This is a genomic window from Buttiauxella noackiae ATCC 51607 (assembly GCF_001654865.1).
In the GTDB taxonomy this organism is placed as follows: Bacteria; Pseudomonadota; Gammaproteobacteria; order Enterobacterales; family Enterobacteriaceae; genus Buttiauxella; species Buttiauxella noackiae.
This window is the reverse complement of the sequence record NZ_LXEO01000014.1, coordinates 139,453-159,104: the sequence shown is the minus strand read 5'-3', so window position 1 is coordinate 159,104 and position 19,652 is coordinate 139,453. Positions and strand designations below refer to the sequence as shown.

Here is a 19,652-nt window from a genome sequence, read left to right as displayed (position 1 = left end):
TATGAAAACGAATGATACTGTCGCGCTCAACGCCAGACCAGATTCGCCGTTTAGCTCGCGGGAAAATCTGCTGCTCTTACTGCTTAAACTTCGCACCTTTATTGCGCTGTTTTTGATAGTGGGCTTCTTCGCCATCATGGTGCCGGATTTCCTTGCCATGGGCAGCATGGTGATCATGATTAAACACATTGCTATCAATGCATTCCTGGCACTCGGCATCACCTTTGTCATCATCACGGCGGGTATTGATTTATCGATTGGTGCAACACTCGGGCTGTGCGGCATGATTGCCGGTTGGCTGATTACCAAAGGCATTGTGCTGCCGATGTTTGGCATCGCGATTTTCCCAAGCGTGTGGGTAATTGTGCCTTTGGTACTGCTGGTTGGTGGGTTAATTGGTGCAGCAAACGGCTGGATTATCACCCGCTATAACGTCGCACCATTTATCTGCACGCTCGGCACCATGTATGTGCTGCGCGGAGCAGCCATGTTGACCTCGGGTGGGGAAACCTTCCCCGGACTCTCCGGCAACCCACAACTTGGCAATACCGGTTTTGACTTGATTGGCTCTGGGACGCTGTTCGGCATTCCGTGGGCTATCTGGATGATGATTGTGCTCGCCATCGCGATTGCTTATGTGGCTCGCCGCCTGCCCTTTGGCCGCCATGTTTACGCGATTGGTGATAACGAACGCGCAGCTGAACTGTCAGGCGTTAAAGTTCGACAGGTAAAAATTTGGGTCTACACGCTGTCAGGTTTTTGCGCCGCCATCGCCGGAATTGTGGTCTCCGCGCAACTGGTTGCCAGTCACCCGGCAAACGGCACAGCATTTGAGATGAACGCCATCGCCGCAGTTGTACTCGGCGGAACGTCGCTTGCAGGCGGACGCGGCACCATCCTTGGCACACTTATCGGCGCATTTGTCATTGGTTTTCTGGCTGACGGCCTGGTGATGATGGGTGTGAGCGAATTCTGGCAAATGGTCATCAAAGGCATCGTGATTATTGTGGCGGTCATCATCGACCAGATGCAAAACCGCATGCAGCAGAAAGCCGCTGTCGTGGCGCAGAAAACCATCATGGAAAGTAGCGGGAAGGTATAGCGCACCACAGATCCTGAACGGCGGGTATTTTTTTACCTACATGGAATAATTATTCACATATGATTTTAAATGCAAGAGGTAACACTATGAATCCGTTCGCACTGTCAGTTACGGATCTGGAAAAAAGAGCACGCGCCGTCCGTCGCCGCATCGTCCTGCTCAATGCTAACAGCCCGGCTGGTGGCCATACCGGGGCCGACTTATCACAGGTGGAAATCTTAACCGCCCTGTACTTCCGGATACTGAATTGTTCGCCACAGCTGATTAACAGCGACGAACGTGACATCTACATTCAGTCCAAAGGGCACGCGGTTGGCGGCTATTACTGTGTGCTGGCAGAGGCCGGTTTTATTCCCGTGGAGTGGCTGCCGACCTATCAGCATGCCGACTCTCATCTGCCCGGTCACCCGGTGAAGCACAAAACACCAGGGGTGGAGCTTAACACTGGCGCTCTCGGCCACGGCCTGCCCGTCGCCGTTGGTATCGCACTTGCAGCTAAACGCAACAACAGCCAGCGCCGTGTTTTTGTCGTGACAGGCGATGGTGAACTGGCCGAAGGCAGCAACTGGGAGGCAGCTCTCGTCGCGGCGCATTACCAGCTCGATAACCTGATCATTATTAACGACAAAAACAATCTGCAACTCGCGGGCTCGACCAAAGACATTCTCAATACTGACCCACTGGATGAGAAATGGCGCGCGTTCGGCATGGAAGTGACCGAGTGCCGTGGCAACGACATGGCTGATGTGGTCGCAACACTTGAAGGGTTGCAGCCGCATGGCAAACCGCACGTCGTGATTGCCAACACAACCAAAGGCGCGGGCATCTCCTTTATTCAGGGGCGCGCGGAGTGGCACCACCGGATACCGAAAGGTGACGAAATCGAACTGGCGCTGGAGGAACTGAAAGATGAGTAATAGCGAACACCTGGCAACCGTAATGGTGAATGCCTTTATTGACGCCGTCGAACGCGGCGTAGACCTGGTGCCGGTGGTAGCCGACTCAACCTCGACGGCAAAAATATCCCCGTTTATGAAACAGTTTCCGGACCGGCTGGTGAACGTCGGGATTGCAGAACAGACACTGGTGGGCACGGCGGTCGGCTTATCGATGGGCGGCAAAATTGCTGTGACCTGCAACGCGGCACCATTTTTAATCTCGCGCGCTAACGAACAGATCAAAGTCGACGTTTGCTACAACAACAGCAACGTAAAATTATTTGGCCTCAATGCCGGAGCCAGTTACGGCCCCCTCGCCAGCACCCACCACAGTATTGACGACATCGCCGTGCTGCGCGGTTTTGGCAACATCGAAATCTATGCGCCGTCTTGCCCGATTGAATGCCGCCAGATTATTGACTACGCGCTGGAACACGTTGGTCCGGTCTATATTCGCCTTGATGGTAAAGCGCTGCCGGAGCTGCACGATGCTAATTATCAGTTCAAACCAGGGGCGGTTGAGCAACTGCGCGAAGGCGACGATGTGGCATTAGTCGCCATGGGCTCAACGGTGCATGAAATCGTCACTGCTGCGGCACAACTCGCAGATTTGGGTATTAATGCGGCGGTGATCAACGTTCCGTCTATTCGACCTTGCGATACCGCGCACCTTCTCACCATGCTTAAAAATTCTCGACACGTAATAACCGTTGAAGAGCACAACGTGAATGGCGGTGTCGGCAGCCTGGTCGCGGAAGTGTTAGCGGAAGCGGGATGCGGCATACCATTGTTGCGGCTCGGAATTGCAGACGGTAGCTATGCTATTGCGGCGGATCGCAAGGAGATGCGTGCCCATCATGGAATTGATGCCGCAGGAGTCACTCGTTCCGCCACGGCGCTTTGCAAAGGAGCATAGCCATGTCCAGCCCGGTAATTCTGGCTATTGATGAGGGCACCACCAACGCCAAAGTGTTGGCGGTGAATGGCAGCGGGGAAATTTGCGCCCGTTGCAGTGTCGGCGTGGCAATGACGCACCCGGCACCAGGGCTTGCAGAACAAGACCCTGTTGCGTTGTGGCATGCCGTCTGCGAAGCACTGAGCGGCTGCCTGCAACAACTCGGCTCCGTCAACATCGCAGGGATAGCGATTAGCAACCAGCGTGAGTCGGTGTTGGTGTGGCAGCGCCATGACGGCCAACCATTGACGCCAGTAGTAAGCTGGCAGGACCGCCGTTCAGAACAAATCTGTGAGCAACTTTTGCTACAGGGCCATGGCGAACTGATCACTCGCCTGACTGGCCTGCCCGTCGATCCGTTATTCCCGGCGGCGAAAATCCGCGCCCTGCTTGATGCCATTCCGGATGGTATGAAACGTGCCGAAGCGGGCGAACTGTGTATCGGGACAATAGATTCTTGGCTGAACTGGCAACTGACCGCCGGGCATTCATTCACTACCGACTACTCGAATGCCGCCCGCACGCAGCTGTTTAATATTTACCGGGGCGAATGGGACAACGAATTACTCAAATTATTCGGCATTCCCCGTGCAGCACTTGCTGAGGTGCGCCCTTCTGCTGGCCACCACGGCGAAGTGCAAATCAACTCAATTGCAGGCTTGCCCATCGGCACGCCATTACTGGCGCTTATCGGTGATTCACACGCGGCGCTCTACGCACAGCGCAGCGTCTGCGGCCACGTAGTGAAAGCCACTTATGGTACCGGTTCATCATTAATGCTTTCGCTCCCGGAACCGGTTAACCGTAGCAATCGCCTGAGCACGACGCTTGCCTGGCACGACGGTGAATTGAATTATGCACTGGAAGGCAACATTACCCATACCGGCTCGGGTGCCGCCTGGCTGGGGAAAATGTTGGGTATCAATGACCCGGCAAAACTCACCGAGCTTGCCCAATCTACCGACAGCAACCAGGGCGTCTATTACGTGCCAGCGCTTTCAGGGCTGGGCGCGCCGTGGTGGGATCTCCACGCCCGCGGCATGATTTGTGGCCTGACGGATGCCGCTACCCCTGCAGTGCTGGCGCGAGCCGCGCTGGAATCGCTGGTCTATCAAATTGCCGATGTCTTTTTCGCCATGGAACAGGCCACTGGCGAGCGCCTTGAATCGCTGTGTGTGGATGGCACCGCCACCCAAAACCGCTGGTTGATGCAGTTACAGGCAGATGTGCTGAAACGCCCGTTAATCATTCAACCCGCGGCTGAAATCTCCGCACTCGGCGCAACGCTGTTAGCCGGAAAAACTCTCGGCTGGTGGCAAGACGGAACACCGCTTGCCGCATTAGCCCACTGTGGCGAGCGTTTGCAGCCGCAGGCAGAACAACAACAAAAAATGCAAGAAAACTATAAACAATGGCTTGAAGCCGTGGCCCGTTGCCGCTTTGTGCCAAATTAACTTTTTACTGGAGTGAAGCCATGTCTCGTATCCCAACACAATTAACTTTCGGCGTTATCATCGGAAACCGCGGGTTCTTCCCAAGCTATTTAGTGGCGCAGGCACATGAACAAGCCGAAACACTGTTTGGCAAACTGGGTATCAAAACCGTGATGCTAAAAGATGGGCAAACGCATCTTGGCGGTGTCGAAACCCGTCAGGATGCCAAAGTCTGCGCCGAACTGTTCCGCCAGCATCGCGATGATATTCATGGTGTGGTGGTGCTACTGCCTAACTTTGGCGATGAAAAAGCGGTGGCAGAAGCGATTCGTCTTTCCGGTTTGAAAGTGCCGGTGTTAATCCAGGCCGAAGAGGACAATCTCGACAAAATGGGCCTGGCGACACGTCGCGATAGCTTCTGCGGGAAAATTTCTCTGTGCAACAACCTGCGTCAGTACAACATCCCCTTCACGCTCACCACGCAGCATGTTTGCGCATTAAGCGGTGAAGTGTTCGAACAAGATTTACAGCGCTTTGCACAAATCTGCCGGGTAGTGAAATCAATGCAGGGCGTGCGCATCGGCGCGATTGGTGCGCGTCCGGCCAGTTTTAACACCGTGCGTTACAGCGAAAAGCTGCTCGAAAAAATGGGTGTGGCGGTGGAAACCCTCGACCTTTCTGAAATTTTCACCCGCATCAAACACATCAGCGACGACGATCTGCGGGTGCATGAGAAACGTGGCATCTTGATTGAAAACGCCGATGCCAGCGGCATACCCGCAGATAAGTTAACCCAGATGGCAAAATTGTTTGTGGTGATCAGCGAATGGGTCGTGGCAAACGACATCGACACCACGGCAATCCAGTGCTGGACCTCGCTTCAGGAAAATCTCGGTATTAACGTCTGCTCTATTATGAGCGTGATGTCCGGGCAGCTTATGCCAAGCGCCTGTGAAGTCGACGTGATGGGCGCATTATCGATGTACGCACTCGCCAGCGCGTCGCTTAATCCAGCCTCAATTGCCGACTGGAACAACAATTTTGGCGACGATCGCAACAAATGCGTGTTGTTCCACTGCGGGAACTTTGCCAGCAGTAGCCTGGAATCGCCGTCGATGGGCACCGCCGATATTATTGGCACCACGGTTGGCAAAGAGAATACCTGCGGCGCGGTACATGGTCGTCTGAAAAGTGGCCCACTGACTTACTTCCGCCTCTCTTCTGATGATTTTACCGGTGAAGTGAAAGCCTATGTCGGCGAAGGGCAATCGGTTGACGATGCGTTAGATACCGTCGGCTGCCGCGCGGTGATTGAAGTGCCACACCTGGAGAATTTACTGGCATGGATTTGTAACAATGGCTTTGAGCACCACGTCGCCATGAACCACTCAGCGACGGGTGCGGTATTGCAGGAGGCGTTCAGTAAGTATTTAGGCGTTAACTGTTACCTGCATCGTTAATCATTTACAACCCGCGCTCGTGCATTAATTGCGCCAGCGCGGCGTCATTCGCCAGAATTTCCCAGGCATGTGTTACGTCAGCAGGAATATCTACATGAGTAATGAAATCGCGGCCATGCGGCCCGTAGCCCTGCGCATCATCCCGGATACGCGGGATCTCCCCCAACACCAGAGAAATATAACGCTCAACCGGCCATAAGCCCTTTTCATTCAGGCTAAATGCGGTATGGGTTTCGTCACTGACTACATGTGGAACAAAACCCGGCCAACTGCGCCATTGCGGGAAACGTTCTTGCCCCTGCCAAACGCGTTCGAAGGTCGCGACGGTTCGGCGCTGCATGGTGGGGTCCTGAATGATAATCGCGCGTGCGGGCTCGATTTGCCGCGTTTGCATTAAGTCATAAGTGAAGCGCGCGTTCTCACCACAGTTGGTAGACTTCTCTTCGGTCAGCACTTTTTCTGCCGGGACTTTCCAGAACTCGGTCGCAATGTCTTTAATAATGGCGGCTTCTGCACGCCCAGTAGTGGGAATGGTGTTGTAGCGCGGGTGCTTCGCAATCGCCGCATACAAAAAAGTCGTGGAATGGCCAATCCCGCCGGTAATCAGCAGCGGCAATTCAGTATTGGCGGCAAGCGCACAGGCTGCATCAATGGTGGGGATAACGGCATTACCCGCGAGGATAATCAGTTCGCCATCGCAAACCGCAGGCGGGGCGGCAAACTCATTGTGAGAAAGCCACTCGCCAAGCGTATTAATGGCATCAATGGTCGTCGGCTGCAAAGCTGGAAATGTTGTCGTCAACATAACCCCTCCTTGTTAAAAACCAGCGCCCATCATACCGCAGGCCATGCCGTTACTACATAAGGTTGCTCTTAGACTTCGATTAGCCTTGTGCAAAAGGTGGATGACGCTTGCGCTTATCCACCCTACAAAATCGTTTTTCGAAGGTCGGACAAGCGCAGCGTCATCCGACAAAATGATTTACGCGAGCTTGTAAACCCGTGCCTCCCACGGATGCAGCCGATAGAGCTCATCCACCTGCGGGTAGTTCCCCAGCACGCATTGCGCCCATTCAAGCGGCAACTCATCGCTTGTCCAGCGGGCGGATTTCGACGACATATTGCACAGCACCACGAACTCCGCGCCGTCGAGCACGCGCCGGTAAGCGTAAATTTGTGGGTTGTCTGCCAGTTCCAGCTCGTAGCGCCCATAAATCAGCGTGCGCTCTTGTTTGCGTAGTTTGATTAATGCACGGTAGAAATTCAGCACTGAATCCGGGTCTTGTTGCTGGCTGGCGACGTTTATCATTTCAAAGTTGGCATTGACGTGATACCACGGTTTCACTTCGCTGAAACCGGCGTTGGGCCAGGTGTTCCACTGCATCGGCGTGCGGGAGTTATCACGCCCGGTGTTGGTGAGAAACGCGATAATTTCCTCTTCACTTTTGCCCTGAGCTTCCATTTCACGCCACATGTTTTTCGCAGACACGTCATCAAAATCATCAAGGCTGTTGAATCGGGTATTGGTCATGCCGATTTCCTGGCCCTGGTAGATAAACGGCGTGCCCTGCATCAGGAAATAGAGTGCAGCGATGCAGGTCGCACTTTCTCGCCAGTGGTGTTCGGTGTCGCCCCAGCGCGAGGTAATGCGCGTCAGGTCGTGGTTTTCCACATACAGCGCATTCCAGCCTTTACCTTCCAGCGCTTCCTGCCAGGCGGTGAAAATTTTCTTTAACACCGCAGGTTCCGGGCGCAAACCGGCTTCCGGTTCCCACAACCGCACATGCTCAAACTGGAACACCATACTCAGCCGGTTACGATGTTCCCCTACCCATTCTTCGGCGTGGTCGGCAAACAGACCGTTCATCTCACCAACGGTGACAATGTCGTAGTGCTGCAAGACGTTACGACTCATGTCATCGACATAATCGAGCAGTCCGTCATAGTTCAGATGGCTTTTCATCGACGGCGCATAACGCAGTTTGTCAGGGTTAGGCACATCAGCCAGCAGCGGCTCTTTTTTCAGGTGGGCGATGGCGTCGATACGGAAACCGTCGATGCCTTTATCGAGCCACCAGCGCATCATGTCGTATACGGCGCGGCGAACATCGTGGTTTTCCCAGTTCAGATCCGGCTGGCGACGGGTAAACAGATGCAGAAAATATTGTTCGGTTACCGGGTCAAACTCCCAGGTCGAACCTTTAAAGATCCCTTCCCAGTTGTTAGGCTCTGCACCATTTTTACCGTCGCGCCAGGTATACCAGTCGCGTTTTGGGTTATCACGCGAGGATCGAGATTCCAAAAACCACGGGTGTTCATCGGATGTGTGGTTTACCACTAAGTCGATAATCAACCGCATTCCGCGAGCGTGAACTTCGCTGAGAAGGCGGTCAAAATCAGCCATCGTGCCAAATTCTGCCATGATCTGCTGATAATCACTGATATCGTAACCATTATCATCATTCGGCGATTTGTACATCGGGCAGATCCAAATCAGATCGATGCCGAGGTCTTTGAGGTAATCGAGTTTTTCGGTGATGCCGTTCAGGTCACCAATACCGTCACCGTTGCTGTCCTTAAAACTGCGCGGATAAATCTGGTAGGCCACCGCCTCTTTCCACCAGTTCGCCATCGTTTACCTCCCGATTAATAACGCAAAAGATTCATAAGGTTGTAGTTCCAGACTCACCGCCAACTGGTCGCGCGGTGCGTAGTTGCTGATCAAACATTCACCGTGCCAGTTCTGCATCTCATGCGGAATGTCGAGCGTCAGGTGCTCAGCGGTGAAGTTGTTGACGACCAACAACCGCTCATCATCAAGTGCTCTCAGCCAGGCAAACACCTGCGGATGCTCGCGCAACACAGGCTGGAAATCGCCGTACACTAAAATCGGATACTGCTTACGTAGCGCCACCAGTTTCTGGTAATGCCAGAGAATCGAATCCGGCTCAGCAAGGGCTGCGGCGACATTGATTTCACGGTAGTTGGGGTTAACCGCAATCCACGGCGTACCAGTGGTGAAACCTGCATTTGGACTATCGTCCCACTGCATCGGCGTGCGGGCGTTATCGCGCCCGTTAGCGTGAATGCCGAGCATCATCTCTTCGTGGCTGACGCCTTGCGCCAGTCGCTCGTGATAAAGATTCAGGCTTTCAATATCGCGGTACTCATCGATATTCCCGAACCGCACATTAGTCATGCCGATCTCTTCGCCCTGATAGATATACGGCGTGCCCTTCAGGCAGTGCAGCGCGGTGGCGAGCATTTTTGCCGACGGCTCACGAAACGCCCCTTCGTCACCAAATTTCGACACCGCACGCGGTAAATCGTGGTTGCTCCAGAACAACGAATTCCAGCCCTGATGCGCCAGTGCCGTTTGCCACTTCTCAATCACCGCTTTGAAACTCGCCAGTTCAAACGGTTTGCTGCGCCATTTCCCGGCGTGCTCATCCCAGAATTGTTTGATGTGGTCGAACTGGAAAACCATCGAAAGCTCTTCGCGCTCGGCCCCGCTATACAGCAGCGCGTCATCTGGCGTAGCGCTCCAGGCTTCACCGACCGTCACATAATCGCCTTTGCCGAAGGTGGCGCGGTTCATCTGGCGAATAAGCGCATGCAGGTTTTTACCGTTCGCCATAATCTGCGCATCGACCTCTTTGCCGATGAGATCGATAACGTCCATGCGAAAGCCGCCGATGCCCTTAGCAAGCCAGCGGTTCATCATGGCGTGGACTTCATCGTGAACACGCGGATTGTCCCAATTCAGATCAGGCTGGCGCTTAGAAAATTGGTGCAGATAATACTCACCGCTGGCCTCGTCAAACGCCCAGCCGCTGCCGCCAAAGTACGAGCGGAAATCATTTGGTGGGCCGCCATCCGCCGCAGGTTTACGCCAGATATAAAAGTCACGATACGGATTGTCTTTCGATTTCAACGCGTCGATAAACCACGGGTGTTCATCGGAGGTGTGATTAACCACCAGATCCATCAGAATGTGGATATCACGCTGTTTCGCTTGTGCAATAAGGGTTTCCATTTCCGCCATGGTGCCAAATTCCGCGGCAATATCTTCGTAGTCAGAAATGTCGTAGCCGTTATCGTCCATTGGCGAGCGGTAAACGGGAGAGAGCCAAATCAGGTTGATGCCGAGTTGTTGCAGGTAGTCGAGTTTGCTGATGATGCCGTTGATGTCGCCGATACCATCACCGAAGCTGTCCATAAAACTGCGCGGATAGATTTGGTACACCACCGCATTGTGCCACCATTTTTTTTCCACTTATTTCTCCTTGTTTTGTCGGATGACGCAGTACTTATCCGACCTACGCACGACAAATCCAGCTTTCTAAATTCGCACAAACGCCCGCCCGTCACTGTTAAACAAGTAGCAATTCTCCGGCGGCAACCGCAGGCCGATGCGTCGGTCAGCTTTGATCTCAAGCCTGAAAGTATGGCGCATAACTAACGGTTCGCTACCGTAACCGCTATTTACGTAGAGCAAAGTCTCGTTGCCCATCTGCTCGACAAATAAAATTTCCCCTTCGATATCCGCCTGCGCCAGTTCGGTTATCTGGATATGTTCCGGGCGAATCCCAAGCTGCACCTTCTGCCCTTCAGGCACGCCAGAGCCGTTAACCGGCAGCGAAATCAGCTGGCGATTTTCCAGCATCACATCGGTACGCTGCGCGTTGCCAGAAACCAAAATACCGGGGATCAGATTCATTTTTGGCGAGCCGATAAACTGCGCGACAAACACGTTTGCCGGGCTGTCGTACAACTCAAGCGGTGTGCCCACCTGCTCGATTTGCCCTTGATTAAGCACCACGATGCGGTCGGCAAGCGTCATCGCTTCAACCTGGTCGTGGGTGACGTACAAAATGGTGGCGTTGATGCGTTTATGCAGTGCGGCAATTTCCATGCGCATCTGCACGCGCAATGAAGCATCAAGGTTAGAAAGCGGTTCATCGAACAAAAACAGGCTCGGCTCGCGTACAATGGCCCGCCCGATGGCCACACGCTGACGCTGCCCGCCAGAAAGATCTTTAGGTCGCCTGTCGAGCAAATGCTCCAGTTGCAAAATCCGCGCGCTTTCGCGCACTTTTTCGTCGATCTCTTTAACCGGCAGTTTCGCCATTTCCAGCGCAAACGCCATATTCTGGTACACCGTCATATGCGGATAGAGCGCGTAAGACTGGAACACCATACCGATGCCACGCTCTGACGGGGAATCATCGTTAACGCAAACCCCGTCAATGCGCATCTCGCCGCCGCTAATTTCCTCAAGCCCCGCCACCATACGCAGCAAGGTGGATTTCCCACAGCCGGACGGCCCGACTACCACCACAAATTCCCCGCTGTTCACTTCCAGGTCGAGCGGTTTAATCACCTCAGATGCCGCGCCGTAGCGTTTTTGAATTTTATCGAGTACGAGTTGCGCCATGGTTATCCCTTAATCGCTCCACTGGTAAGCCCGCTGACAATGCGTTTCTGGAAGATAAGCACCAGCACGATAATCGGCAGTGTCACCACCACCGACGCCGCCATAATGCTGCCCCATGGCAGCTCAAACGTAGACGCGCCGCTAAACATACTGATGGCAACAGGTACCGTGCGTTTGTCGCCAGAAATAATAAATGTCAGCGCAAACATGAACTCATTCCACGCGCCGATAAACGCCAGCAGCCCGGTGGTAACTAAAGCGGGGGCGAGAATCGGGGCAAACACCCGGCGGATAATGGTCCAGGTTTTGGCGCCATCAACAATCGCCGCCTCTTCCAATTCAACGGGTATCGACTTCATAAAAGTGGTGAGCACCCAAACGGTAAACGGCAGCGAGAAGGTGGTGTATGAAAGCACCAGCGCACCGAGCGAGTCATAAAGCCCGAGGAAACGTACCAGCTCGAACATGCCGGTCAGCACCGCCACCTGCGGGAACATCGAGACACACAGAATGGTAAACAGTAGAAATTTACGTCCACGAAACGGCACGCGTGCCAACGCAAAGGAAGCAGTAATGGACACCAGCAGACAGATACCGACGGTTATCGTCGCCACCAGTACAGAATTAAGCAGGCTGCGGGCGATGCCATTATCCACCAGTGCAGTGACGTAGTTGCTCCAGTGGTAGCCGCTCGGTAAATAGGCGGGTAAAAACAGCTCCTGCCCGGTGCGCAGTGACGTGATAATCGCGTAATAAAATGGGAAAACGCAAAACAGCACAGCACAAGTCGCACCAATGAAGATAACCACGCTATGGCCGAATTTGCGCTGCCGACGCGTCATTTTCATCACCGCTTCTCCTTCTCGTTTAAACGTGAGACGCGGATAAAACAGGCAGCAATACCCGCCACCATCATAAACACCAGCACCGATGCTGCCGAGCCCATGCCCATATCCTGATAGGAAATAATCTGCTCACGGGCATAACCGGAAACGGACATCGTGGCCTCACTGTTTGAGGTCAGCACGAAGATCAGATCGAAAATGCGCATCGCGTCCATCACGCGGAAAATCAGCGCCACAATCATCGCCGGCATAATCAGCGGCAGCGTAATGCGCTTAAAGCGCTGCCATGGGCTGGCTCCATCAACACGCGCCGCCTCGTAAAGATCGCTGGGAATCAGTTGCAGTGCTGCCAGCAACATCAGCGCCATAAACGGCGTGGTTTTCCAGACATCGGCAATCACCACCGCCCACATCGACAGCGACGGCTCGGCAATCCACGCCAGATGTGCCTGATAACCAAATATTTTCGCCAGCAAATCGTTTACCACGCCGTACTGGTCGTGGAACATCCAGCCCCACATTTTGGCGCTCACAATCGTCGGAATCGCCCACGGCACCAGAATCGCGGTACGCACTAAGCCCTGGCCGCGAAATTTCTGGTTCATTAGCAGCGCGAGCAACATCCCCAGAAATAGCTCGATGCCAACCGATACCACGGTAAACCACAAGGTGTTGCCGACAGCCTGCCACCACAGCGGATCAACCAACACACCGCTGGTGTCGCCGTCATGCGTGGCGTAGTAGTTTGCCAGCCCCACCATTTGGTACTCGGACGGGTTGTCGAGCATCGCGTTGGTGAAACTGAAAAAGAAGGTACGCACCAGCGGCCATCCCGCCGCCAGTGCCAGAAGTAAAAGCGCTGGCGCCACCAGTATCCATGCGATACGGCGACGCCGTTGTTGATAGCCTGAATGCGCCAATTAATGCCAGTCCTTACCTTTCACGCGCTCAAGGCGTTTTTGCAGATCGGCAACCGCCGTTTTGCCGTCGCTGCTGCCGTTGAGCACTTTAAAGGTCACGTTAAAGATGGCGTTTGAAACGCGCGGATACTGACTTTTGGTCGCCGTTGCCGGGCGTGGTACTGCATTGGCGAAGATGTCCTTAAACATCGTCAGATGCGGTGCGGTTTCCAGTACCGCTTTGTCTTCATACAGGGCCGAACGCGTCGGTGCGAATCCGAGATATTTCAGCTGCATTTTCTGCGAATCGGCATCAGTGAGGATTTTCAGCAGCGCAATCGCTGCATCTTTGTTTTTGGTATTGGCGTTAACCGACCATTGCCAGCCACCCAGGGCGTTGGCTGATTTCCCGTCTGGCCCGGCAGGAAGCGGTGCTACGCCGACTTTGCCTTTCAGCGGGCTATCAGCGCCTTGCGAGAGCAGATAGGCATAAGGCCAGTTGCGCATAAACAGAGCGTCGCCATTCTGGAACACCGCTCGCGACTCTTCTTCTTTGTAACCTAACGCCCCTTTCGGCGTGATTTTACCAATCCAGCCTGCGACCATATCCAGCGCTGCCGCAGCCTTAGGATTATTAACGGTCACGTTCCCTTTTTCGTCGATAAAGGTGCCGCCACCATAGGAGTCAATCCACTCCAGCGCGTTACAGGTCAGCCCTTCATACGATTTGCCCTGGAAGATCATTCCCCAGAAGTTTTTGTGCCCCGCTTTGCGCTCTTCTTCCTGAATTTTGGTAGCGATACGCGTCAGGTCTTCCCAGGTTTTTGGCGGTTGTTCGTTGTATTTTTCCAGCAGGTCTTTACGGTAATAGAGCACGCCGGTGTCGAGATAAGCCGGAACCGCTTTCACTTTGCCGTTCACCGTGTCGTTCGCCCACGGACCGGGGAAGAAATCGCCTTTCATATCCCCAACTGCGTCGGTTAAATCGAGCGTTTGTTTATCAAGCAGCCCCACCCAGATGGTGTCTGACTGGAACAAATCCACGGCTTTTTCATCTTTGGCAGCAAACAGTTGCTGGAGCAGCGCCAGCTTTTCATCCGACGCCGCAGGGAACTCGATAAACTCAAGCTTGTTACTGGTCTGCTTTTCAAAACGGTCTTTGACGTATTTGCAGTATTCCTTACCGCCGGGGGAGATCGGGCATTCCATACGCAGGGTATCGGCAAGCGCGGCGTTTGAAACACCCGCGAGCGCTAAGGTAATAAGACTTAACGTCAGCTTTTTCATTGTTTCCTCTTTTATTCAGATAGCTTCGGAGGGGGTGAAAAAACAGCACACCATTTGAAAAGCTAGTTAACAACCGTCTACATCAGCAACTTAGCGCCCTAACCTTTGTGCAAATTCTCGACGCGGTGCACGTATCGCTATTTTTTATTTCACTTTTGAGTAGGACGCGCTACGGGGGTGTGAGCCAGAAGCAACCGAAAACTCACTTTGTGAAACAACGATGAAATACAACCTGGATTACCTCCTGGACTGGCAATTATCCCTGATGCCCAATACACTATTGTAAGATTTAAACTTACATCGGAGCAGCATAATGGCCAGAACAATGACAGTCGATCTTGGTGATGAACTGCGGGAATTTATAGAATCCCTTATTGAATCAGGTGATTACCGGACACAAAGTGAAGTTATCCGCGAATCCCTTCGGCTTCTACGGGAAAAACAGGCTGAGTCGCGCCTTCAGGCATTGCGAGACTTGCTGGCAGAAGGATTAAGCAGCGGGGAGCCGCAGGCATGGGAAAAGGACGCTTTCCTGCTGAACGTGAAATCAGGGACGAGGAAAACGGGTGAGAATAGTTAAACTTACGCCAAAAGCGAATGATGATCTGACTGCCATCTGGGATTATGGACTGTTGCATTTCGGGAAGGCGCAGGCAGAAATTATCATCATCCGTATTCTTGGTCAGAGCCAGGATGTGAACCGGCATCTACACTGGCAGTGAGCCGAAGATGCCGATCAGCATTTACTGAGTCGCTTTTTTGAAGCAATGCTCCGCCTGGGAATCAAGACACTCACCATTCCAGCCATTCACCGCCACGGTTGCTACTCTCTCGCACTGTCTCGATAAACTTCATACCAGCAAGTCCTTCGGCAATGCCCGGTAGCCAGGGCGCGTCGCCACCGCGAATTTTAACCGCTGCTTCCCGGTAAATTTGCGCGAACCCTTCCAGATAACCTTCCGGATGCCCGGCAGGTGTGCGGCACTGGTGACGCACGGAATCGTGATTATTCACACCGTTTCGCGTGACAACGTAACTGTTTCCATGATGCGGATGGATTTCCAGTATCTCAGGCTGTTGCTGGCGAAAACTGATCGTCGCCCTGCTTCCCACGATGCGCAGCCGCAGATCGTTTTCAAAACCGGGTGCCACCTGACTTGCCCATAAACGCCCGCGCGCACCGTTGGCGTAACGCATTTCGGCATACACTTCATCGTCCAGCACGCGGCCTGGAATACGTGTTAGCAGTTCGCCGCGTAAAGCTTCTGGCTCCATACCGCTGACAAACGCCGCCAATTGCCAGGCATGAGTGCCGATATCACCAATCGCACCTGCACCCGCCATGGCCGGGTTTCCACGCCAGCTCGCCTGTTTGTTGTCCGTCAACTCCAGTCGATCGTTCAGCCAGTCCTGCAAATACTCTACTTCAATGGCACGAATATCACCGATCTCGCTATTGGCGATACGTGCACGGGCTTCGCGCACCATCGGCAGCGCGCTGTAATTATGGGTCAGAATAAATTGCAGGCCGCTTGCGTCGATAATCTGCGCCAGTTCCTGCGCCTCGCCGAGCGTTACCCCGAGCGGTTTATCGCAGATCACATGAATACCGTGTTGCAAAAATACTTTTGCTACCGGAACGTGAAGATGGTTTGGGGTGACTATCGACACCACTTCAATGCCGTCCGGGCGTGATGCCTCTCTTTCAGCCATCTCCTGCCAACTGGCATAGCAGCGTTCGGCTTCGATAAACAGCGCTTCACCGCTGCATTTTGCCACTTCCGGCGAGGATGAAAACGCCCCGGCAACCAGTTCAAACTGGTCATCAAGACGTGCTGCAATACGGTGTACGCCGCCGATAAACGAACCTTCACCGCCACCAACCATTCCTAAACGAAGTCGTTTCATGGGTTATTCCTCCAGCCCGAGCATGCGACGTACAGCCGTTCTTTCGCTGTCGCGCAGCGCAAAGTCGTCAAAGGCATAATCGGCAACCGGAATAATATGGTCGGAGATGAATTTGGCTCCTTCACGCGCACCCGCTTCGCCTGATTTCAGGCAACACTCCCATTCAAGCGTAGCCCATCCATCGTAATCGTATTGCGCCAGCTTGCTAAAGATCCCATTGAAATTAACCTGTCCGTCGCCGAGCGAACGAAAACGCCCTGGGCGATCAATCCACGACTGATAACCGGCGTAGACTCCGCTTTTTGCCGACGGCAAATATTCGGCGTCTTTAACGTGGAAGGCTTTAATACGCTGGTGGTAATGGTCGATAAAACCCAGGTAATCCATGTGTTGCAGCAACATGTGGCTTGGATCGTAGAGAATATTGCAGCGCGGGTGGTTATCAACCAGCGCCAGAAAACGCTCGAAAGTAACACCATCATGCAAATCTTCACCAGGATGAAGCTCGAAACATACGTCGACGCCCGCCTCATCAAAACAGTCCAGAATCGGTTTCCAGCGGGAGGCGAGTTCTTGAAACGCTTCATCAAGCAGTTGTTCATTACGCGGCGGCCAGGGGTAAAAATACGGCCAGGCCAGCGCACCTGAAAACGTCGCGTGAGCGTTCAGGCCTAAATTTTGCGAAGCACGCGCCGCCTGTTTCAGGCTGTTCACCGCCCATTGCTGGCGGCCTGCGGCATCTTGCGCCAGCTCCGGCGGTGCGAATCCGGTAAACGCCGCATCATACGCTGGATGCACGGCAACTAATTGCCCCTGCAGATGGGTTGAGAGCTCGCTGATTTCCAGCCCGACATTCGCCAGCACGCCGCGAATTTCTGCACAGTACTCCTGGCTTTGCGCCGCTTTGGCGAGGTCAAAAATATGCGGCAAATGCGTAGGGATTTGTACCGCTTTGTAGCCCAGCCCCGCAGCCCAGGCCACTAACGTGTCGAGAGCGTTAAACGGCGGCTGGTCGGAAATAAACTGTGAGAGAAATATGGACGGCCCTTTCAGGGTTTTCATTACAACATCTCCTTGATCAATACCGTGCGCTGTTCACGCACAGCCAGGTCTGCGGCCAGCACCACAGCCAGGCTATCAATGGCCTGCTGTTGATGCTGCGCTAAGTCGCTATCCTCAAAAATGGCGCGGGCAAAAAACTGTTGTTCGAGTTGGCACAAAGCAAAGTGGTCGGGTTCATTGCTTGCCGTCACCCATTCATCCTGGTGAACAAACTCGCCCTGTGCGTTTAGTTGAGAGTGATGAACGCGCAGTGATTCAGTACGGGTGTGTGCTTCCACATTGGCTGACTGCCCTTCGCCAGCGGCTTCACGAGGGATAATCGACACCGAGCCTTGCGGGCCAATCACATCTTTAATAAAGAATGCAGTCTGGCTCATCATCGGCCCCCATCCCGCCTCGTACCAGCCCACAGAACCGTCTTCAAAACGCACCTGAAGCTGCCCGTAGTTGAACTGCTCTGGCGCGATTTCTTCAGTTAAACGCACGCCAATGGCGCTCACCGACTGCGGGGTGGATTGCGTCATCTGGCACATCACATCCAGATAATGCACACCGCAATCGACAATAGGTGAAAGCGACTGCATCAGCATTTTGTGGGTGTGCCAGGCGCTGCCGCTGCTTTGCTGATTGAGGTTCATGCGCATCACCAGCGGTTTACCCAGTCCGTGTGATAACTCGATAAACTGCTGCCACGCCGGGTGGTGTCGCAGAATATAGCCAACCACCAGTTTTTTACCTGCCAGCCGCGCGGTGGCTACAACGCGTTTCGCCCCGCTCACCGTGGTGGCGAGCGGCTTTTCGAGGAATACATGGCAACCTGCGGCAAGCGCCGTAAGTGCCAGCACTTCGTGGGTGTCGGGCCAGGTGGCCATGCATACTGCATCAGCCTGGGTTTCGGTAATCGCCAGTTTTAAATCATCGAATAGTGGGATTTCCACTGCGAGTTGAGTTTTCAATCGGGCTTTAGAATCCCCACGGGCCACCAGCCCGCAGAGAGTAAATTCGTCCAGATGCTGATACGCAAGGCTGTGGGCAGCCCCCATATTCCCGCAGCCCACAACCAACACGCGCAGCGGCTTATTTGCCATGCTGCTCGCCCTCTTTATAGTTGAAGCTAAAGAAGAAGATCGCCGCAATCACCACGGCTGCAATAGCTGGCATCCACCAGAACTGTTGCCATTGCAACAAGCCCTCAGCGCCTTGTGCAGTAACCGAACGGTTAAATACCGCGCCGCTAATTTGCGAGCCAATCAGCATCCCTAAACCGTAAGTGAACAGCACCAGCAGGCTTTGCGCTTGCCCCTTCACTTTGTTGCCTGCCACTTTGTCTGTGTAGATAAAACCGATGACAAAGAAGAAGTCGTAGCAAACCCCATGCAGAATGATGCCGATGTAGATCATCCAGCGTGTCTCTTCGGTGATGCCAAGGGCAAACATCGCGTAACGAGCAAACCATGCCAGCATACCGATAAGCAGCATCATTTTGATGCCCAGACGGCGGAAGAAGAACGGAATCAATAGCATAAACAGCAGCTCAGACATCTGACCTAATGCCATCACGCCGCTGACGTTCTCAAACCCAACTGCGGAAATAAACGGTGCGGCGTAGGCGTAATAAGCCGCCAGAGGAATGGAGATAAGAGTGGCGCAAATGATAAACACCATAAAATGGCGCTGTTTAAGCAGAGCGAACGCATCGGCACAAACCAGATCACGCATCGAAAGCGGTTTGCCACGATCTGGTGCGGGCGTATTAGGCAGTGTAAAGCTATAAATCCCCAACACCACAGAGGCTACCGCCGCCAGGGTGAAGATACCCGTGCTGTCAGAAAGCCCGCTGGTGCCAACAATTAACCCCGCGACAATCCAGCCGATGGTGCCGAACGCACGCACAATCGGGAACCCTTTTTCACTGTTCGCAAGACTGTGGAACGCTACGTTGTTGCTCAGCGCAATTGTTGGCATGTAGCAAAGCATGTAGGCAAATACTATCCACAACAGGCCGCTCTGCCCGCTTTCAAACATGCCCGGCAGCCACCACAGTAATGCCGCGCCAATCAGGTGCAACACGCCGAGGACTTTTTGCGAGGCAAAGAAACGGTCCACTAGCATGCCGAGAACAAACGGCGACAAAATGGAAGCAATCGGCCCAGTGGAATACGCATCACCAATCAACGCACTCAGACCATATTTACCCATCACCACCCCGAGGGTGACATACCAGGCCCCCCAGACGAAAAACTCGAGAAACATCATTAACGACAGGCGTGGAATCACCCATTTATGAGTAGCCACTTGTGCCCCAACGGCCGACTGAGAAGACATA

At 53.7% G+C, this 19,652-nt stretch carries 17 protein-coding genes and 1 pseudogene; 7 read left to right on the top strand and 11 right to left on the bottom strand.

Annotated features, from left to right (window positions below; genetic code table 11):
* The first annotated feature begins 1 nt into the window (after position 1).
* The 5 genes from M979_RS05980 (at position 2) to M979_RS05960 (ending at position 5,888) form a co-directional block, all read left to right on the top strand.
* Positions 2-1,102 (top strand): ABC transporter permease, encoded by a 1,101-nt coding sequence (locus tag M979_RS05980; protein ID WP_064554107.1) that lies wholly within the window; start codon positions 2-4, stop codon positions 1,100-1,102.
* Between the two features lie 86 nt (positions 1,103-1,188).
* Positions 1,189-2,019: a transketolase gene (locus M979_RS05975; protein WP_034455675.1), complete on the top strand. Its 831-nt coding sequence runs from the start codon at positions 1,189-1,191 to the stop codon at positions 2,017-2,019.
* Positions 2,012-2,956 (top strand): transketolase family protein, encoded by a 945-nt coding sequence (locus tag M979_RS05970; protein ID WP_034455676.1) that lies wholly within the window; start codon positions 2,012-2,014, stop codon positions 2,954-2,956. The genes M979_RS05975 and M979_RS05970 overlap by 8 nt, the downstream gene beginning before the upstream one ends.
* A 2-nt stretch (positions 2,957-2,958) precedes the next feature.
* Positions 2,959-4,449 carry an FGGY family carbohydrate kinase gene (locus M979_RS05965; protein WP_064554106.1) on the top strand — a complete coding sequence of 497 codons (1,491 nt, stop codon included), beginning with the start codon at positions 2,959-2,961 and terminating at the stop codon, positions 4,447-4,449.
* A 20-nt stretch (positions 4,450-4,469) separates the two neighbouring features.
* On the top strand, positions 4,470-5,888 hold the full coding sequence (locus M979_RS05960; protein WP_034455678.1) for an L-fucose/L-arabinose isomerase family protein: 1,419 nt from the start codon (positions 4,470-4,472) through the stop codon (positions 5,886-5,888).
* A 4-nt stretch (positions 5,889-5,892) separates the two neighbouring features.
* Here M979_RS05960 and M979_RS05955 read toward each other — a convergent pair whose 3' ends face one another.
* The 7 genes from M979_RS05955 to M979_RS05925 all read right to left on the bottom strand — a co-directional run bounded on the left by M979_RS05955 (position 5,893) and on the right by M979_RS05925 (position 14,356).
* A complete protein-coding gene (locus tag M979_RS05955) occupies positions 5,893-6,693 on the bottom strand; it encodes a YdcF family protein (RefSeq protein ID WP_064554105.1) in 801 nt (266 codons plus the stop codon).
* Between the two features lie 177 nt (positions 6,694-6,870).
* Positions 6,871-8,520: a glycoside hydrolase family 13 protein gene (locus M979_RS05950; RefSeq protein ID WP_034455680.1), complete on the bottom strand. Its 1,650-nt coding sequence runs from the start codon at positions 8,518-8,520 to the stop codon at positions 6,871-6,873.
* A 3-nt stretch (positions 8,521-8,523) separates the two neighbouring features.
* Positions 8,524-10,164, bottom strand: a complete 1,641-nt coding sequence (locus M979_RS05945; RefSeq protein ID WP_064554104.1) for a glycoside hydrolase family 13 protein — start codon at positions 10,162-10,164, stop codon at positions 8,524-8,526.
* 66 nt (positions 10,165-10,230) lie between these two features.
* Positions 10,231-11,325 carry an ABC transporter ATP-binding protein gene (locus tag M979_RS05940; RefSeq protein ID WP_064554103.1) on the bottom strand — a complete coding sequence of 365 codons (1,095 nt, stop codon included), beginning with the start codon at positions 11,323-11,325 and terminating at the stop codon, positions 10,231-10,233.
* Between the two features lie 2 nt (positions 11,326-11,327).
* The gene (locus M979_RS05935) at positions 11,328-12,173 is read right to left on the bottom strand and encodes a carbohydrate ABC transporter permease (protein WP_064554102.1); all 846 of its coding nucleotides are present in this window, start codon (positions 12,171-12,173) and stop codon (positions 11,328-11,330) included.
* Positions 12,173-13,090, bottom strand: a complete 918-nt coding sequence (locus M979_RS05930; protein WP_064554101.1) for a carbohydrate ABC transporter permease — start codon at positions 13,088-13,090, stop codon at positions 12,173-12,175. Before M979_RS05930 ends, M979_RS05935 begins: the two co-directional genes overlap by 1 nt.
* A complete protein-coding gene (locus M979_RS05925) occupies positions 13,091-14,356 on the bottom strand; it encodes an ABC transporter substrate-binding protein (RefSeq protein ID WP_034455684.1) in 1,266 nt (421 codons plus the stop codon).
* A 249-nt stretch (positions 14,357-14,605) separates the two neighbouring features.
* Here M979_RS05925 and M979_RS05920 point away from each other — a divergent pair.
* Positions 14,606-14,936 (top strand): annotated as a pseudogene (locus tag M979_RS05920) (type II toxin-antitoxin system ParD family antitoxin).
* Complete coding sequence (locus M979_RS23510; protein WP_122973980.1) at positions 14,923-15,078, top strand: type II toxin-antitoxin system RelE/ParE family toxin; 156 nt, start codon at positions 14,923-14,925, stop codon at positions 15,076-15,078. The pseudogene M979_RS05920 and the gene M979_RS23510 overlap by 14 nt, the downstream one beginning before the upstream one ends.
* Before the next feature lie 70 nt (positions 15,079-15,148).
* On the opposite strand, the gene M979_RS05915 is transcribed toward M979_RS23510, so the two are convergent.
* Genes M979_RS05915 through M979_RS05900 form a run of 4 tightly spaced genes read right to left on the bottom strand, consistent with a single transcriptional unit; the run spans position 15,149 to position 19,651 of the window.
* Positions 15,149-16,264, bottom strand: coding sequence for a Gfo/Idh/MocA family protein (locus tag M979_RS05915; RefSeq protein ID WP_064554099.1), 1,116 nt, complete (start codon positions 16,262-16,264; stop codon positions 15,149-15,151).
* 3 nt (positions 16,265-16,267) lie between these two features.
* The gene (locus M979_RS05910; protein ID WP_064554098.1) at positions 16,268-17,326 is read right to left on the bottom strand and encodes a sugar phosphate isomerase/epimerase family protein; all 1,059 of its coding nucleotides are present in this window, start codon (positions 17,324-17,326) and stop codon (positions 16,268-16,270) included.
* Positions 17,326-18,414, bottom strand: coding sequence for a Gfo/Idh/MocA family protein (locus tag M979_RS05905; protein ID WP_064554097.1), 1,089 nt, complete (start codon positions 18,412-18,414; stop codon positions 17,326-17,328). The genes M979_RS05910 and M979_RS05905 overlap by 1 nt, the downstream gene beginning before the upstream one ends.
* Positions 18,404-19,651, bottom strand: a complete 1,248-nt coding sequence (locus M979_RS05900; RefSeq protein WP_034455689.1) for an MFS transporter — start codon at positions 19,649-19,651, stop codon at positions 18,404-18,406. The genes M979_RS05905 and M979_RS05900 overlap by 11 nt, the downstream gene beginning before the upstream one ends.
* Position 19,652: the final 1 nt, after the last annotated feature.

What these genes read in the sequence shown, in the direction of transcription:
- M979_RS05980 (WP_064554107.1), top strand. Translation starts at nt 2, where the DNA reads ATGAAAACGAATGATACTGTCGCGCTCAACGCCAGACCAGATTCGCCG.
- M979_RS05975 (WP_034455675.1), top strand. Translation starts at nt 1,189, where the DNA reads ATGAATCCGTTCGCACTGTCAGTTACGGATCTGGAAAAAAGAGCACGC.
- M979_RS05970 (WP_034455676.1), top strand. Translation starts at nt 2,012, where the DNA reads ATGAGTAATAGCGAACACCTGGCAACCGTAATGGTGAATGCCTTTATT.
- M979_RS05965 (WP_064554106.1), top strand. Translation starts at nt 2,959, where the DNA reads ATGTCCAGCCCGGTAATTCTGGCTATTGATGAGGGCACCACCAACGCC.
- M979_RS05960 (WP_034455678.1), top strand. Translation starts at nt 4,470, where the DNA reads ATGTCTCGTATCCCAACACAATTAACTTTCGGCGTTATCATCGGAAAC.
- M979_RS05955 (WP_064554105.1), bottom strand. Translation starts at nt 6,693, where the DNA reads ATGTTGACGACAACATTTCCAGCTTTGCAGCCGACGACCATTGATGCC.
- M979_RS05950 (WP_034455680.1), bottom strand. Translation starts at nt 8,520, where the DNA reads ATGGCGAACTGGTGGAAAGAGGCGGTGGCCTACCAGATTTATCCGCGC.
- M979_RS05940 (WP_064554103.1), bottom strand. Translation starts at nt 11,325, where the DNA reads ATGGCGCAACTCGTACTCGATAAAATTCAAAAACGCTACGGCGCGGCA.
- M979_RS05935 (WP_064554102.1), bottom strand. Translation starts at nt 12,173, where the DNA reads ATGAAAATGACGCGTCGGCAGCGCAAATTCGGCCATAGCGTGGTTATC.
- M979_RS05925 (WP_034455684.1), bottom strand. Translation starts at nt 14,356, where the DNA reads ATGAAAAAGCTGACGTTAAGTCTTATTACCTTAGCGCTCGCGGGTGTT.
- M979_RS05915 (WP_064554099.1), bottom strand. Translation starts at nt 16,264, where the DNA reads ATGAAACGACTTCGTTTAGGAATGGTTGGTGGCGGTGAAGGTTCGTTT.
- M979_RS05910 (WP_064554098.1), bottom strand. Translation starts at nt 17,326, where the DNA reads ATGAAAACCCTGAAAGGGCCGTCCATATTTCTCTCACAGTTTATTTCC.
- M979_RS05905 (WP_064554097.1), bottom strand. Translation starts at nt 18,414, where the DNA reads ATGGCAAATAAGCCGCTGCGCGTGTTGGTTGTGGGCTGCGGGAATATG.
- M979_RS05900 (WP_034455689.1), bottom strand. Translation starts at nt 19,651, where the DNA reads ATGTCTTCTCAGTCGGCCGTTGGGGCACAAGTGGCTACTCATAAATGG.